Here is a 14,260-nt window from a genome sequence, read left to right on the forward strand (position 1 = left end):
GCCGTCACTTGGCAATGCGCAATTCTTGGCGAGGAGAGTTGATTTTCACAATGGACGAAAACAGCGTTCCATTGCACAAATCGAACATGACAGAACGCAATATCGACATGGCCGGCAGCATTCCCACCTATCAGCTCTACGGAGAGCATGAGAATTCGTCGGCGCAGTTTCGGTTGCACTGCGAAACAATTCCGTCGAGAAGCAGCCTACATCACTGGGAAATCGGCCAGCATCGGCACGAGCACTTCTTTCAGATCCTGCTGATTACCGGCGGCTCCGGAGATGCAGTTTACGGCAGCGAGATTGTGCGCTTCGAACCTGTCTCGGTGCTGACAATACCGCCATCGATTGGTCATGGTTTCCGCTTCTCGGCCGATATCGATGGCTTCGTGTTCACCATCCTGACGAGCCGCCTGCCCATTCGCCCCGGGGAGCCAGGCTCTGTCGGCGCCTTCCTGTCACGACCGCGCGTAACAAGGCTTCCCGAGAACAGGGGGCAGGCAAGTCCTGTTCGCAGCGCCTTGGAGAGCGTTGTCGAAGAATGGACAGCCCGTCGCAGTGGACGTTCGGTGTTGATGGAAAACGGCCTTGCAACGGCTCTTGTTCTCACCGCGCGCATCGCCGCCGAAGGGGCAGACGAAACCGAGACGAGTGATGACAATGATCGTCGTTTGGACGCCTTGCTGGCGCTCCTGCATCGCGAGGTCCGCCAACATCGGCCGGCGTCTTACTATGCCAGGGCCCTTGGCATCTCGACGACGCATCTTGCCCGGATCGTGAAGGCAAAAACGGGACTGAGCACCCAAAACCTCATCGCTCAACGCCTTCTCGAAGAAGCGCAGCGCGAACTGCTGTTCACGCCAGATAGCGTGCAGGGGGTGGCCTACAGGCTCGGCTTTGCCGATCCCGCCTATTTCTCCCGTTTCTTTACGCGCCAGACAGGGCTGACACCTCGCACCTGGAAACAACGCGAGCAGGCGCGGCTTGCACAGGATGAGGGGCCCGGAATTTATATCGACAAAGGGAGCGCTCCTGTCAGCGGTGGCTGAAACGATCGATCAGCACCTGGCGCATATCGTCCATCCCCCATTCACGTGCCGTCGCCGAAGGCAGCATCCCTGGGGAAAACCCTTCTGCCTTAAAGCCCGCGATCAGATCGCCGTCGCCGCTCACAATATGGACCGGCACGGCACGCGAGGCATTCGGGCCGGTCACGATGGTAGCAGGCTGGTGGTCGCCGAGAATGATGAAGACCGTGTTCTTGCCAAACCGGCCCATGTAGCTGCCAAGCGTCTCCAAGGAATAATTGATCGTGGCAATATACTGGTGCCGCACGCGCTCGGGATCCGACCAGACGACCGAGGGGGAATCGCCCGCAACGGCCTGTTCATTGAACACCGAACCGTCTCCGACATCATCCCAGTCGATCAGATGCGCGACAGGGGTCCAGGGTGCATGGCTGGAAATCAGGGCAATTTCCGCCATCACAGGCTGAGCGCCTTCTCGCTTTGGCCCGCGCACCAGGCGCTCGAAGGCAGAAAGCGTGTACTGGTCCGGCATGGTGATCCAGTTGAACGGCTTGCCGCGATAGCCGAGCCCTGCTGCCGGCAGGATCTGGCTGTATCCATAATAATCCGCATCCGGCCAATCCATGGTGATTGCCGGCATTACGGCTGCCGTCTGCCAGCCGGCCTCGGCAAAAAGCCGGTTGAGGCTAGGCTGGGTGCTGCGCATCAGGCGGTCATAGCGTGCCTGGCTATCGACCCAGAGACCCGATAAAAGTGTGCCATGGGCAAGCCAGCTCAAGCCGCCGACTGTGGGCGAGGTTACCCATGCGCTTGCAGATTGAAGGCCGGCGGCCTTGAGCGTTTCGTCGACGGATTGCAGGCGTGGACGGGTGACTGGAGCGTAACGGGCATCTTCGATGGCACTTCGGCCATAGGATTCCACAAAGATAAGGACCACATCCTTGTCCGTGATCGCCTCGAAGAGGCCGCGCCCTGAACGTGGGCCCGGCCCGTTTGCCAAATCGGTCTCAAAATGCCGCATGTCATCGATCGAGCGCACGACCAGTGACAGTCGTGCGGAAAGATAGCGCGCCATATCGAGTTCGATCCCGGGCAGGCCGAGGAGATAAAGCAGACTGCCGAGCGTCGATAGAGCGACGAACGTGGCGATGAGGAGGAAGCGGGAAGATGCACGGGCGAGCGTCATCCAGCGCATGGATCGAAGGAAAAGCAGCATCAGCAGAATAAGAGCCGCAACTGCAACCGATGCAGTCAGCACAGCCAGAGGCGGCCCAAATGTGCCGGACACGAGGTTCCAGCCATCTCCGATCATCTTGACGTCAAGATAAGGATTGAAGGGTCTCTGGAAGGCGGCCTGCGTGCCGATGTCCGCGATTTTCAGAAAGAGAATGACGAAGACCGTTACTGCCACCATCAGAGCAAACAGACGGCGCAGATGTCCCTGGCTCAACAACAACAAGAGTGCGATGAGTGGCCATTCGAGCGGCAGTCTGGCAAAAGTCGAGATGGAGAAGGCGTCCGGATGGTCGGGAAGCGTGAAGGCCAGAAAAGCGATCAGACTGAAGAGCACCGTGCCGAGGATGACACGCCAACGCGGCTGCGCTAACCCGACGATAGAGCGGGTCTCGTAAATGTTTCCGGGCATCCTATGTCTCATGCAGTCCGATTCCTACTTGCCCCGTCCCCAGTCGTAATCGCCCCATCAAAGGGCTGACGCGGCGTCTGCCAAGCCCGGAGATTTCTCGCGCTGTGTCGTCTCGTATCAGGATCCTGCCGCCGCTCCTCGTTGCCATACTCTTCGCCATACTGTTGTGGCGGACCGACATGCACGCCGTGCATGATGCATTCCTGCAGATTTCTTATGGCCCAGTGCTCACTGCCCTTGCCATCGTCCAGCTCCAGGTCATCCTGTCGGCAATCCGGTGGCGATTTACGGCGCAGAGGCTCGGCCAGACAATAGGGCTCGCTGAAGCTATCCGGGAATATTATGTCGCAAGCCTTCTCAACCAGAGCCTGCCGGGCGGCATGGGAGGCGATGCGATCAGAGCCTGGCGAACACGCGTTGAAGGCAAGGGTGGCTGGAAGCTTCCGGCAAAGGGCATTCTTTATGAACGTCTGTCGGGCCAGGCGGCCTTTCTCGTGATCGTGATCATCGGCCTGCCCCTCTGGCCGGTCCTGATCTCCGGTTCTGCGCCAATCTCGCTCGGCTGGGGAGCGGTCGCACTTTGCGCCATCGGTCTTGCGGCGGGCGCCGGGCTTTGGTGGCTTGCTCACCACTCGACCAACCCGATCCTGCGGCAGATCCGCCAAGACGCCTCCGAGGTCTTCCTGCGCCGGCAGGCCTGGCTTGTGCAATTGGGCCTGAGCGTGGTTGTGGTTGCGGCCTATATTGCGGTCTTCATGATCTCTTCCCAGGCGATTGGTGCCGGTCTGCCAATTCAGGCAGCACTCACGATCATTCCGCTTTGCCTCCTGTCCATGCTGATCCCCGTCGGGCTGGGAGGCTGGGGAACGCGCGAGGCAGCTGCCATGGCGCTCTGGCCGCTCACAGGCTTCACGGCGGCAGACGGGTTCGCGGCGAGCCTGCTTTATGGTTTTCTTTCGCTTGTGGGATCGGCACCCGGCCTCGTCATCCTGGGGCTCGAAGCCATAGGCGCCCGTCGACGTCCAGGCTAAATCTCGCCTCACCGCGTGGCCAGGGGTTTGCGCAGCAGGTAACGGAGGTCGACGGCAAAGGAATATGTAAGGAGGGCGAGCGCAGCAAAGGCTATCACCGTCGAGACCGGCGGAATAACGAAGGGCGCCAGCAACAGGCAAAGTGCCGAGATCTGTACAACACAGACAAGCTTTCGTCGGAAGGACGGGAATAGCTCGCCCTCCAGCCGCGGATCCACCCACGACGCAAGAACGAACGCATAGCGCATGAGGCCAATCAGCATGACCCATAGGCCGGCCTTGTCGAGAAGCGCTGCAGCGGAGGAAAGAACGAGAATCATCAGCGCATCGACTTCCATGTCGAAACGCGCGCCGAAAGCTGACTCCTGATCAAACCGTCTGGCGAGATAGCCGTCGACGCCATCCAGCGCCAGCGTGAGGAGAACGATACCGATCATGACGAGCAGGACGGGTTTTTCATGGACGAGACCCTCGAAGCAGAAGAGGGCAGCGCCTATCAGGCTCACAAGGCACGCCCGAAATGCGGTCACCAGATTTGCATAGCCGAACCGGTCGAAGGGGTGGTCGGACAGTGCACCCAGACACAAGCCAAAGATCAAAGCCGCCCCTGAGACCGAGAAGAGAACAAACTCCCAACCGAGTTCGGGGCGAAGGCTGAGGCAGAGACCGGCAAGAGCAGTCGCGGCAAGAAGAAGGGAGAAATCGAAAACGGTATCGCGCAGCAGATTATCGGGAACCGATAACCGCTCCACCCAATTTTGCCGCCACTCCCCCAGCCTGTCCGGCCCGCTCGCCATGTCCGTGCTCCTGCCTGACCGTTGCGCCAATTACTCAGCTGCAACCAGACTTGCGAGATCCATCATGTGGCCGGCCCGCAACGTCTTCGTGCGCAGATAGTTCTCGTTTTCGGCCGTCACACGACCTGTAACAGCGGCGCGTGCCTCCACCTCGATCCCGCCCAGGCGCAGACCCTCGATCTTCGTCGGGTTGTTGGTATAGACGGCGACCCGGCCAATATTCAGATGCTGCAACATGGCGACTGCGGCCTCATAACGACGATGATCATCGCGAAGACCGAGTTCCGCATCCGCGTCAATCGTGTCAAGGCCCAGATGCTGGTAGCCATAGGCGCGCATCTTGGCACCGATGCCCGTGCCACGTCCTTCCTGGTCGAGATAAAGCAGAACACCCCCGCCGGCATGCTTCAGCAGCGACAGGCCGTTGCGAAGCTGGTCACCGCAATCGCACTTCAGTGAACCGCAGAGATCCCCGGTGATGCATGAGGAGTGGATCCGGATCGGCACGGTCTTCGTCACGTCCGGCTTTCCAACGACAATGGCAACCTGGTCCTTTTGGGCAAGGCCACCCCGGAATACGACGAAATCGGCATCGCCCAGATCCTTCAAGGGCACTCTCGTCCGTACCACCTGATCGAAACGCTGCCGCGCGACATCGGCACCCTTGAGGCCAGCGGATGAAAGCGTGCAGCAACCGGCAAACAGGTCTGCTGCATCGGAGACATCTGCAACCACCATGGCCGGCAAGAGCAGGGCAAGGCGCGCCAGTTCGGCCGAGAGAGACGCGAGATCGTCGGCTGCCTGCCAGGACCGCGGCGCCTCGGCGCCGAGCGAATAGGCGAGACGCGACGCCTGATCGAACGATACGCCCGTGAGAGGCGAAAGAACGTCACCGGTTGCGCGCAGCCCGAGCCTTGATGCGCGGGGCGCTGTCAGGAGCAGCGAGTGACGCGCGTCCGTGGCGGCAGCAAACTGGTCGTAGACGGAGGGGGCCACGCAATCCAAAGCGAGCGTGGCGAGCGTTCGGCTCCCCTCGGTCAAAAGCACGGGGCGTCCGTACCGCAGCTCAGATACGGCCCGTTCTACCGCGATTTCGGGCGTAGAGAACTGGAAGACGGCCTGGCTGGACTTCGACATGATGTTACTCTCCTTGAGACGGTGGTTCCACTACGCCGCGCCGCCGCCGGCGGATTGCGGAACCGCCATAAAATAATATTGAACATCCTCAAGGAACCAAATGCGTGTTGAGATCATACGTTCCTCGTCCGTGGAACATAAATGGGCATTGAGGGGATTGAAGTGAAGAGCCACAGTGATGAACAGAGCGTCTCGCTAAGCCTCGAGGCGAAGGCCCTATGGATAGAAGCTGCAGGTCAGTGTGATATGCGCCGGGAGGTGCTGAAGCTGCCCGGCCCCGATGAGGTTCTGGTCCGCACGCTCTACAGCGGTATCAGTCGCGGCACGGAATCGTTGATATTCGAGGGACGCGTGCCACCAAGTGAATACGAGCGCATGCGTGGACCGGGCATGGAGGGGGATTTCCCCTTTCCCGTGAAATACGGCTATGCTGCCGTGGGCGTGGTCGAGCAAGGGCCGCCAGAGCTTCTGGAACGCGAGGTCTTCTGCCTCCATCCGCATCAGGATTTCTTCGTTGTGCCGGCCGGACGCGTCACGATGCTGCCGCTCTCGCTCCCGCCGCGTCGCGCCATTCTCGCCGCCAATATGGAAACTGCTCTCAATGTTGTCTGGGATGCAGCCATTCAGCCGGGCGACCGTGTCGCCGTCTTCGGTGCAGGGGTTGTTGGGACATTGATCGCCTATCTCTCCTCAAGGATTGCCGGAACGGATACGATCCTGATCGACCGGGAGCCGCGCAGAGCTTCGCTCGCCGCTTCCCTCGGCCTTCACTTTACAACGCCCGAGGACATTGGCGAAGTCGCAGACTTGGACGTGGTCATCAATGCCACGGCATCACCACAGGCGCTCGCCGCAGCGATAGAGCTTGCAGGCCTTGAAGCCCGGATCGTCGAGGCAAGCTGGTATGGCGATCGGTCCGTCGCGCTGCCGCTCGGCGGCGCCTTTCACGCGAGGCGTCTGTCGCTGGTCAGCTCGCAGGTTGGCAATCTGCCTGTATCCCACCGCGCGCGCTGGACCTTTGCGCGGCGCATTGCCAAGGCCCTCGATCTTCTTCTCGATGTCAGGCTCGACAGCCTGATCTCCGGCGAAACCCCCTTTGCTGAACTGCCCGCCGCCTACGCACGTATCCTGTCGCGACCGGATACGCTGTGCCATCGCATTCGTTACTGAGAAAGAGAGTCCATGTTCGCTGTTGAAGTTCGAGACCACATTATGATCGCCCACAGCCTGCCGCGCCCGGTCTTCGGGCCAGCGCAAGGTATGCATGGCGCAACCTTCGTCGTGGATGCAGCCTTCTTTACGAAGGACGTCGACGAGGACGGACTGGCCGTCGATATCGGGGCAGCAACCACGGTGCTGTCCGAAGTTTTGAAGCCGCTCAACTACCAGAACCTTGATGAGGTTGACGTCTTCAAGGGCAAGGTCAGCACGACCGAGGTGATTGCCAAGCACATCTTCGATGAACTCGCGGCCGCTGTCGCAGCCAAGCGCTTGGGCCCCGGAAGTGGTCGCATCTGCCATCTCAAGGTGACACTGCATGAATCCCATGCAGCGCGCGGATGGTACGAGGCAGATCTTTGAGCCTCGACATCACCTTCGCCTATCCTGGTGATCTCGCACTCAAGACCGGCGGTTATGGTTACGACCGCAAGCTGATCGAGGGTCTTGAGGCGCTTGGCTGGAAGGTCGAGCTTCTTTCGCTCGGCGACGGCTTTCCGTCACCATCGCCCGAGGTTCTCAAAGAGGCCGAGCGCAGTCTGTCTGCTCTGCCTGATGACGCTCTGTTGCTGATCGATGGGCTGGCCTTCGGCGTGCTCGACGCCTGGGCCAGCCGTGAGGCTTCACGCCTTCGGCTGGCCATCCTCGTCCATCACCCGCTGGCGCTCGAGACCGGTCTTTCACAGGAAGAGCGCCTCATCTTCACCGAGAGAGAGAGGCGCGCTCTGTCCCATGCCGCGCAGATCTTCGTAACATCTGCGATGACGGCACGCGAACTCGTGGCCGGCTATGATGTTGACCCTCAGAGGCTGACGATTGCCCTACCGGGGACCGATCGCCTGGGGCTGGCGCCGCGAAGGGGGGATCCGCCGATGATCCTCTCGGTCGGAACGCTCACCCGCCGCAAGGGCCATGACGTGCTCGTGCGTGCGCTCAAACAGATCGAAAGCCTGCCCTGGCAGGCCTGTATCGTCGGGGCGGGTACACTCGACCCACGAACTGCCGATGCGCTCGAAAACCTGATTTTGTCTGAGGGGCTTTCCAACAGGATCAAGCTTGCAGGCGAGGTCGAAGACACTCGTTTGGAAATGCTCAACGCCGATATATTTGCTCTGGCCAGCCGTTATGAAGGTTACGGAATGGTCTTTGCGGAAGCTCTGTCGCATGGCCTGCCCATCGTCGGCTGCGCCACCGGCGCCGTACCGGATGTCGTGCCTGAAGAGGCGGGCATTCTGGTTCCCGTCGACGATGTAGACGCTTTCACCGATGCGCTACGCCGGCTCTTGGCCGATCCACACCTGCGGGACGAAAAGGCGCAAGGATCGGCGTTGGCCGGAGAGCAACTTCCGACCTGGGCCCACACGGCCGCCATCTTCTCCAGCCGATTGCAGGACCTGACATGAGTGGTTTCGATAAAAATTGGCTGGCGCTGCGTGAACCGGCAGATCGCCTCGCCCGGTCCCGCCCGTTGATCGGTACGCTCTGTCGCCATCTGGCAGAGGCCCGGCAAGCGCCCTTACTGCTCGATATCGGCTGTGGGACGGGCTCGACCTATAGAACCCTTTCACCGCTTCTCCCGGCGCAAACACGCTGGCTTTTGTTGGATTATGATCCGCAACTGCTGCTGGAAGCGGAAAGGCAGATCACGTCTTCCGACGGGATCTCCTTCCGCCAACATGACCTCAACGACCTTGCTGATCTGCCCCTCGACGGGGTCTCCATGGTCACGGCCTCGGCGCTTTTCGATCTGTGCTCGGCGTCGTTCACCGACCGTTTTGTCGAACGCCTTTCCTACCAAAAGACGGGCCTCTACGCCGCGCTGAACTATGACGGCGTCATGGAATGGGGCACGAGCCATCCGCTCGACACGCAGGTCGTCGATAGCTTCAATCGCCACCAGGGTTTGGACAAGGGGTTTGGGCCGGCGCTCGGACCGAACGCCACGCACCATCTCGGCCAGTCGCTGAGATCTAAGGGATACAGGGTCGAGATCGGGCACAGCCCCTGGCGCCTTGGCCCCAATCAGCATGCACTGCAGGCGGAACTTCTGCGTGGCATCCAAGCCGCTGTCGCAGAAATCGGGGCTATCGCTCCTGCCGAACTCGAAGACTGGGTCGCTTACCGCCTTGATGTGCTTGCGGACGAGCAGAGCCTATGCGTGATCGGCCACGCGGATCTTCTCGCCATCCACGATCGATGACGCGACAGATGCCTGCAATTCGCAGTCGAAGAGAATGTCGCTGCCGAGACTGTAGATCTTGGCAGGCGGGCGATGGGCGCTGGTCAGATTTTCAATCGGCGGCAAGCTGATGCCGGCCGGCCCAGAGCCGATGATCAGGGGGGCGATCGCCACATGCAGCCGGTCGACCAGACCGGCATCGATGAAACGGGCGATCGTGCGCGCGCCACCTTCGACCAGAATTCGCTGGAGACCCCTCTCTCTGAGCCGCGCCAATATCTCCTGAGGATCAAGCCCAGTTTGGCCCTGGCTTACGCGCAGGACCTCCGCGCGGTATCGTTTGTGGGGTACACGTTCGCTCTGGATCAACAGAATGGGAGCGCCGCCATCGCCAAACATACATTCGTTGCCGCTGAGTTCACCGCGGCAATCGATGACCACGCGGACAGGATTGGGACCCTTCACCGCGCGCACAGAGAGCCGGGGATTATCGGCCTTGACCGTGCCGATACCAACGATCACGGCTTCCACCAGCGCTCGGCAACGATGCAGGTGAGCGATCCCGTCAGGTCCCGAGATATCACGCGCGTCACCGCTTGGGGTCGCAACGCGTCCATCGAGAGACTGTCCAACTTGCGCCAGAACGAAGCCCGCGCGTGCTGAGGCGATGGGGCCATAAAGAGCGAGCGCCGGATCCGTCTCTTCTCCAGGTCCAGCGCGATGCCGACCACCCCGCATGGCGAGAAGCCTTGCCCAGAGCTGGTCGTTCATCTCGATCTTGCGCATCAGGCGTGGCCCCGGCTTCAGAGGATACGGTAAAGGGTTTCGTCGCGGCGCACGACATGGTGAAACAATGCGGCGCCAATATGCAACGCAACCAACGTCAAAAGGATCCAGGCGCTCCACTCGTGGATGGAGGAAAGTGTCCAGGCAATATCGGGCGACTTGCCGATCGGGCTCCAGATCGTCACGAGGCCGAACCATTTCAGCGGGAAGCCATGGGCGTTTGTGGCGAGGAAGCCGGAGACCGGCATCAGCACCAGAAAGAGATAGAGCAGACCATGGACGCTGCCTGCAGCCAATCTCTCGATCGGGGGTGCGGGGCGCGAAGGAGCGGGTTTCGTCAATCGAAAGCCGACACGAAGCAGCATGATCCAGAGCACCAGAAATCCGAGGCTTTCATGCACGAGATAGAAGTCGAGCTTCACCTCGTCTTTGGCGAACCCTATCATCAGGCCGAGGGGCCAGGTTAGAAAGACCAGAGCGGCAACAATCCAGTGCAGGATCCTGAGGGCCGGCCGGTAGCGCCCGCTGCTTTCCGCGTTATCGATAAGCTCCATCCTCTCGCACTCCCATGCGGCGGCCTGAAAAGGTCTAGCTCCCATTCCCTCTGACGAGGTCGAATGTGGCGCATGTCCGCAAAGTAGATCGGCAAGCCTCAGGTCAAATTGCAAGTCACACAGTGGTGATCTGAAGGCGAAGGAGAGAAACGGGCCTTCGCATGGCTGCCGCAACCGCAGACGGACGGCTCTTGGTGCCGGCCGTGCAAGAGAAGCAAAAAGCTGCCGCTCGGCGCAATCCTTTTGTCTTTGCGACCCGCTTATCCTCTCAGCGCTCCGTCAGAGCGGCAGAACGCGCCTTGTTGATGGGTTTCATCAGATAACTCAAAACCGTTTTTCTGCCTGTCAAGATATCGACAGACGCAACCATCCCCGGAATAATGGGATAGGAGACGCCGTCCTTGACCAGGGATGACTGATCAGTCTTGACCTGAACCAGGTAAAAGGTTTCTCCATTTTCCTTCTCCACCAGGCTGTCGGCCGATATGTTGGTGACTTGTCCCTCAAGCCCGCCGAACACCGAGAAGTCGTAAGCCGTGACTTTCACGACAGCTTTTTGCCCTCGCTGGATGAAGGCGATATCGCGGGGGGAAATCCGGGCTTCAACGAGAAGCGTATCGGCCGTTGGCACAATTGCGGCTATGACAGATCCCGGATCGACATAGGCTCCGATCGTATTGACCTCGAGCGTATTGACGATGCCATCCACCGGTGAGCGGATATCGGTCCTTTCGACCCGGTCTGAGGCCCCTCGAATAGTCTCATCAATCACTGATAGCTCGGCTAGAACTTGGGCTTTTTCTGTCACTGCTTGCTGTTGCAATTCTATCGGGAGCTCCTCGACCTGAAGCCGCGCTTCATCCACGGCGCCGCGCAGGCGATCAAGGCTTGCGGTATAAACCTCCACCTGTCCCCTTTGCTCCGAAAGCTCGCGCTCCACGGTGATGGACTGCATATGGGCCATCAAGCCCTTGTCTGCCAAAGAATTCATCAGGGCAAACTGCCGGCTCGACACCTCGATGTTCTGCCTCAGGCGCGCGATGTTGACCTGCGCCTCCTTGAGCTCGTTTTCTCGCTGTAAAAGCCGTTCCTGCAGCACGCGGAGCTTGTTTTTAAATCTGGCCTTGTTGGCTGCAAAGAGGTTCTCCTCATTGGCGCAAACCTTGGCCGCAACGGCCCTGACATCCTGCGGGCAGACGAATGCAGCGTCGTAGTCGCCAGCTTCCTCAAGCGCTAGACGGGCAACCTTTGCGCCAAGTGCGCGAGCCTTGGCGCGCGCCTCGCCTAATGACGATTCGGTCGTGATGTTGTTCAACTGGACAATGAGTTCCCCCTTCCGAACGATCTGACCAAGCTGCACGGCGATCGTCTGGACAATCCCGGCCTCAGACGACTGCACGATCTGTGTCTTCGAGACGGGAATGACCTTACCTTCTCCTCTTGCAAGTTCGTCGATCTGGGTAAATGCCGCCCAGGCGAGGAAGCTCATGAGCAAGAGTACCACGAGCCACAAAAGCATGCGGGCAATGAAGGGAGGTCTATCGACTATGGCTCGGTTCATAGCCGCGCCATCGCTTTCTGCTGCAAATTCTCCAGCACATTCGCCTTTGGTCCGTCGGCGACCACCTTGCCCTGGTCGATGACGACGAGGCGATCGACAAGTTCAAGCATGCTCATTCGGTGCGTGGCAAGTATCACCGTCGTCTGAGCCTCGAACGTCGCTGAAAGCCGACTGATCAGGTTACGTTCACTTGCAAGATCCATGGCACCCGATGGCTCGTCCAGGAATACGATCTTGGGCTTCGTCAACAGCAGGCGCGCAATTGCCAATGCCTGTTTCTGGCCGCCGGAGAGATTATTGCCTCGCTCTCCGACGGGCATGTCAAAACCACGCGGATGACGGGCCACGAATTCCTCGACACCGGTGATGCGGGCAACTTCGAGAAGTTCTTCGTCGGTTGCGTCAGCCCGACCTATCATCAGGTTCTCCTTCACCGTTCCTGAGAAAAGATCGGAGGATTGACCAGCAACACTGACTGCAGAGCGGACTTCAGAGACATGGTATTGTCTGATGTCAACACCATCAATGAGAATACGGCCTTCGGTTGGGATGAAAAGACCGTCCAACAGGCGCCCAACTGTCGTCTTTCCCGAGCCGATCCTTCCAATGATGCCAACCTTTTCACCAGCTGTTACATTGAGGTTGAATTCGCGAAGAACGGGATAGTCGGTTCCGGGATAGCTAAAGGACACGTTCTGAAAGGCAAACCTGCCTTTCGTGATTCTGCGATTGACGAAGCCCACATTGGACGGTCGGTCTTCAGGCTGCTCCATTACCTTGTTCAATATTCGAAGTGACAAGGTCGCCTGGCGAAGGCGCGCAAGCGTCATTGCGATTTGACCAAGCGGCGCACCAGCCCGGCCAGCGAGCATGACTGTGGCAACGATCGCACCCATCGCAAGCTTACCCTCGGAAAACTCGTAGGTGCCAGCGATGATGATCAAAACGCCGACGACCTGCTGGATGAAAGTGGTCAGGTTCATCGCAGTGCTGGAGATGTGCTTGATCGCTTCCTGCGTTCGGCTCGACTGCTTCATCAGTTCTTGCCAGCGGCGCAGCATAGTGGCTTCCGCACTCAAGCTTTTGACCGTTTCGATGGTGGAAATCGTCTCCACCAGAAGCGACTGACGTTTGGAAGCTTCATTGTTGGCAGTTGCCATTCGACTGCCGATCTGCGCCTGAGCACGCAGGCCAACGGCGACCGTCAGCACTAGAGCCACTGCCGGGATGACCGCAAGCCAACCTGAAATGAAATAGATGGCGATGAGGAAGATGAAGACGAATGCCGTATCAACGACAAGACCTATGGTGTTTGAGGTGAAGAACTCTCGAACGAATTCATACTGCATCACGCGGCTTGCGTATTCACCGGTCGACAAGGGTCGCGACGACAGGCTGGTGTTCAACACCTTGTCGAAAATCATCTGAGACAGCTTGAGGTCCGCTTTTCGACCTGCATGGTCAATCAAGGCGGCCCTGGCGGTCTTCAAGAGGAAGTCGAACAGGTAAGCGATGAGGATCCCGAGCGACAGGACCCAGAGCGTCGGGATGGCCCGATTGGGCAGCACCCGGTCATAGACATTCATCGTAAACAGCGGCGAGCCGAGTGCGATCAAATTGATGAACAGGGCGGCGATGATGACCTGGGTGTAGCTGCGCCAATATGGCGCCAGCGTACGAACCAGCCAGTTCCCGCGCTCGATCTCACTTCCCGCCCCGACCTGCGCTTCATCGCCATCGTTCTTGTAAAACAGTGTGAATACAAAGGCAGACTGGACATCGAGTGAACGCAGCTGGCCGAGGCTGAGCTTCTGTCTCAACGAGCCGCCATCCTTGTCGTCGACCAGGTAATCGCCGGCTTCGGTCGCCTCCAGAAGCGGCACAGTGCCGCCGTCCTTCAAAACCACGATCGCTGGACAGTCGAAGTCTCCGGCGCGAACAGCCCGTGCATCCACTGCAACGACCTGAAGACCGATGCGCTCGCCGACATGTTCGACATCATCAAGCTCCAGCGACTCGACGATTTCGTCGGGAAGTCCAGAGAAAAGAACGGTATCGGAAGTCGGACGACCATAATAGCGGGCCACGGCCGCCAGGGACAGTTTGAACCTTCGCGAAACTGCATTCGAAGCAGCATTGTCAGGGCTGTCTGCCATCTTGATCGATTGACCGAACATCAAAGAGAGGTCACGGCCAAAAGGCCGATCTACTGATCAACACTTTGACGCGAGAGGGATGAAAAAAGCATGAGCAGCTGTCATGCTGACGCGATTTTTCAGCATCCGGATCAAAGCCGCAGCTCTCTCGTGGCCAGCGAGCCTGGC

General features: G+C 59.4%; 13 protein-coding genes. 6 read left to right on the top strand and 7 right to left on the bottom strand.

What is annotated here, in order from left to right; all coding sequences use genetic code 11:
• Positions 1 to 107 precede the first annotated feature (107 nt).
• Positions 108 to 1,049, top strand: coding sequence for a helix-turn-helix domain-containing protein (locus tag FJQ55_RS22195; RefSeq protein WP_140832236.1), 942 nt, complete (start codon positions 108 to 110; stop codon positions 1,047 to 1,049).
• Here the strand turns inward: FJQ55_RS22195 and FJQ55_RS22200 are convergent.
• Positions 1,036 to 2,673 (bottom strand): alkaline phosphatase family protein, encoded by a 1,638-nt coding sequence (locus FJQ55_RS22200; RefSeq protein ID WP_246085243.1) that lies wholly within the window; start codon positions 2,671 to 2,673, stop codon positions 1,036 to 1,038. The genes FJQ55_RS22195 and FJQ55_RS22200 overlap by 14 nt on opposite strands.
• Before the next feature lie 104 nt (positions 2,674 to 2,777).
• Between FJQ55_RS22200 and FJQ55_RS22205 the strand changes: the two genes are divergently transcribed.
• Complete coding sequence (locus tag FJQ55_RS22205; RefSeq protein WP_246085244.1) at positions 2,778 to 3,704, top strand: lysylphosphatidylglycerol synthase transmembrane domain-containing protein; 927 nt, start codon at positions 2,778 to 2,780, stop codon at positions 3,702 to 3,704.
• 8 nt (positions 3,705 to 3,712) lie between these two features.
• Here the strand turns inward: FJQ55_RS22205 and FJQ55_RS22210 are convergent, their stop codons facing one another.
• Complete coding sequence (locus FJQ55_RS22210; RefSeq protein ID WP_140832150.1) at positions 3,713 to 4,501, bottom strand: CDP-alcohol phosphatidyltransferase family protein; 789 nt, start codon at positions 4,499 to 4,501, stop codon at positions 3,713 to 3,715.
• A 30-nt stretch (positions 4,502 to 4,531) separates the two neighbouring features.
• The gene (gene ribA / locus FJQ55_RS22215; protein WP_140832153.1) at positions 4,532 to 5,638 is read right to left on the bottom strand and encodes a GTP cyclohydrolase II RibA; all 1,107 of its coding nucleotides are present in this window, start codon (positions 5,636 to 5,638) and stop codon (positions 4,532 to 4,534) included.
• A gap of 162 nt (positions 5,639 to 5,800) precedes the next feature.
• Here ribA and FJQ55_RS22220 point away from each other — a divergent pair, with 162 nt between their 5' ends.
• From FJQ55_RS22220 to FJQ55_RS22235, 4 genes are read left to right on the top strand one after another with little or no spacing between them, the layout of a single operon-like run.
• The gene (locus FJQ55_RS22220) at positions 5,801 to 6,808 is read left to right on the top strand and encodes a zinc-dependent alcohol dehydrogenase (protein WP_140832155.1); all 1,008 of its coding nucleotides are present in this window, start codon (positions 5,801 to 5,803) and stop codon (positions 6,806 to 6,808) included.
• A gap of 12 nt (positions 6,809 to 6,820) precedes the next feature.
• Entirely contained in the window at positions 6,821 to 7,219 is a 399-nt protein-coding gene (locus tag FJQ55_RS22225) for a 6-pyruvoyl trahydropterin synthase family protein (RefSeq protein ID WP_140832157.1), read from the top strand.
• A complete protein-coding gene (locus FJQ55_RS22230; RefSeq protein ID WP_140832160.1) occupies positions 7,216 to 8,259 on the top strand; it encodes a glycosyltransferase family 4 protein in 1,044 nt (347 codons plus the stop codon). Before FJQ55_RS22225 ends, FJQ55_RS22230 begins: the two co-directional genes overlap by 4 nt.
• A complete protein-coding gene (locus tag FJQ55_RS22235; protein WP_140832162.1) occupies positions 8,256 to 9,056 on the top strand; it encodes a class I SAM-dependent methyltransferase in 801 nt (266 codons plus the stop codon). Before FJQ55_RS22230 ends, FJQ55_RS22235 begins: the two co-directional genes overlap by 4 nt.
• Here FJQ55_RS22235 and FJQ55_RS22240 read toward each other — a convergent pair.
• From FJQ55_RS22240 to FJQ55_RS22255, 4 genes are all read right to left on the bottom strand, one after another.
• Positions 9,009 to 9,821, bottom strand: coding sequence for a RibD family protein (locus FJQ55_RS22240; protein ID WP_140832164.1), 813 nt, complete (start codon positions 9,819 to 9,821; stop codon positions 9,009 to 9,011). The genes FJQ55_RS22235 and FJQ55_RS22240 overlap by 48 nt on opposite strands.
• Positions 9,822 to 9,838: 17 nt before the next feature.
• Positions 9,839 to 10,375 carry a cytochrome b gene (locus tag FJQ55_RS22245; RefSeq protein WP_140832167.1) on the bottom strand — a complete coding sequence of 179 codons (537 nt, stop codon included), beginning with the start codon at positions 10,373 to 10,375 and terminating at the stop codon, positions 9,839 to 9,841.
• Between the two features lie 268 nt (positions 10,376 to 10,643).
• Complete coding sequence (locus tag FJQ55_RS22250; protein WP_140832169.1) at positions 10,644 to 11,936, bottom strand: HlyD family type I secretion periplasmic adaptor subunit; 1,293 nt, start codon at positions 11,934 to 11,936, stop codon at positions 10,644 to 10,646.
• Complete coding sequence (locus FJQ55_RS22255) at positions 11,933 to 14,092, bottom strand: type I secretion system permease/ATPase (RefSeq protein ID WP_140832172.1); 2,160 nt, start codon at positions 14,090 to 14,092, stop codon at positions 11,933 to 11,935. Before FJQ55_RS22255 ends, FJQ55_RS22250 begins: the two co-directional genes overlap by 4 nt.
• Positions 14,093 to 14,260: the final 168 nt, after the last annotated feature.

Source organism: Rhizobium glycinendophyticum, from assembly GCF_006443685.1.
In the GTDB taxonomy this organism is placed as follows: domain Bacteria; phylum Pseudomonadota; class Alphaproteobacteria; order Rhizobiales; family Rhizobiaceae; genus Allorhizobium; species Allorhizobium glycinendophyticum.

Bases quoted from the DNA above. Each gene is read 5' to 3' on its own strand.
- FJQ55_RS22195 (WP_140832236.1), top strand. From the start codon at position 108: ATGGCCGGCAGCATTCCCACCTATCAGCTCTACGGAGAGCATGAGAAT.
- FJQ55_RS22200 (WP_246085243.1), bottom strand. From the start codon at position 2,673: ATGCCCGGAAACATTTACGAGACCCGCTCTATCGTCGGGTTAGCGCAG.
- FJQ55_RS22210 (WP_140832150.1), bottom strand. From the start codon at position 4,501: ATGGCGAGCGGGCCGGACAGGCTGGGGGAGTGGCGGCAAAATTGGGTG.
- ribA (WP_140832153.1), bottom strand. From the start codon at position 5,638: ATGTCGAAGTCCAGCCAGGCCGTCTTCCAGTTCTCTACGCCCGAAATC.
- FJQ55_RS22225 (WP_140832157.1), top strand. From the start codon at position 6,821: ATGTTCGCTGTTGAAGTTCGAGACCACATTATGATCGCCCACAGCCTG.
- FJQ55_RS22235 (WP_140832162.1), top strand. From the start codon at position 8,256: ATGAGTGGTTTCGATAAAAATTGGCTGGCGCTGCGTGAACCGGCAGAT.
- FJQ55_RS22240 (WP_140832164.1), bottom strand. From the start codon at position 9,821: ATGCGCAAGATCGAGATGAACGACCAGCTCTGGGCAAGGCTTCTCGCC.
- FJQ55_RS22245 (WP_140832167.1), bottom strand. From the start codon at position 10,375: ATGGAGCTTATCGATAACGCGGAAAGCAGCGGGCGCTACCGGCCGGCC.
- FJQ55_RS22250 (WP_140832169.1), bottom strand. From the start codon at position 11,936: ATGAACCGAGCCATAGTCGATAGACCTCCCTTCATTGCCCGCATGCTT.
- FJQ55_RS22255 (WP_140832172.1), bottom strand. From the start codon at position 14,092: ATGGCAGACAGCCCTGACAATGCTGCTTCGAATGCAGTTTCGCGAAGG.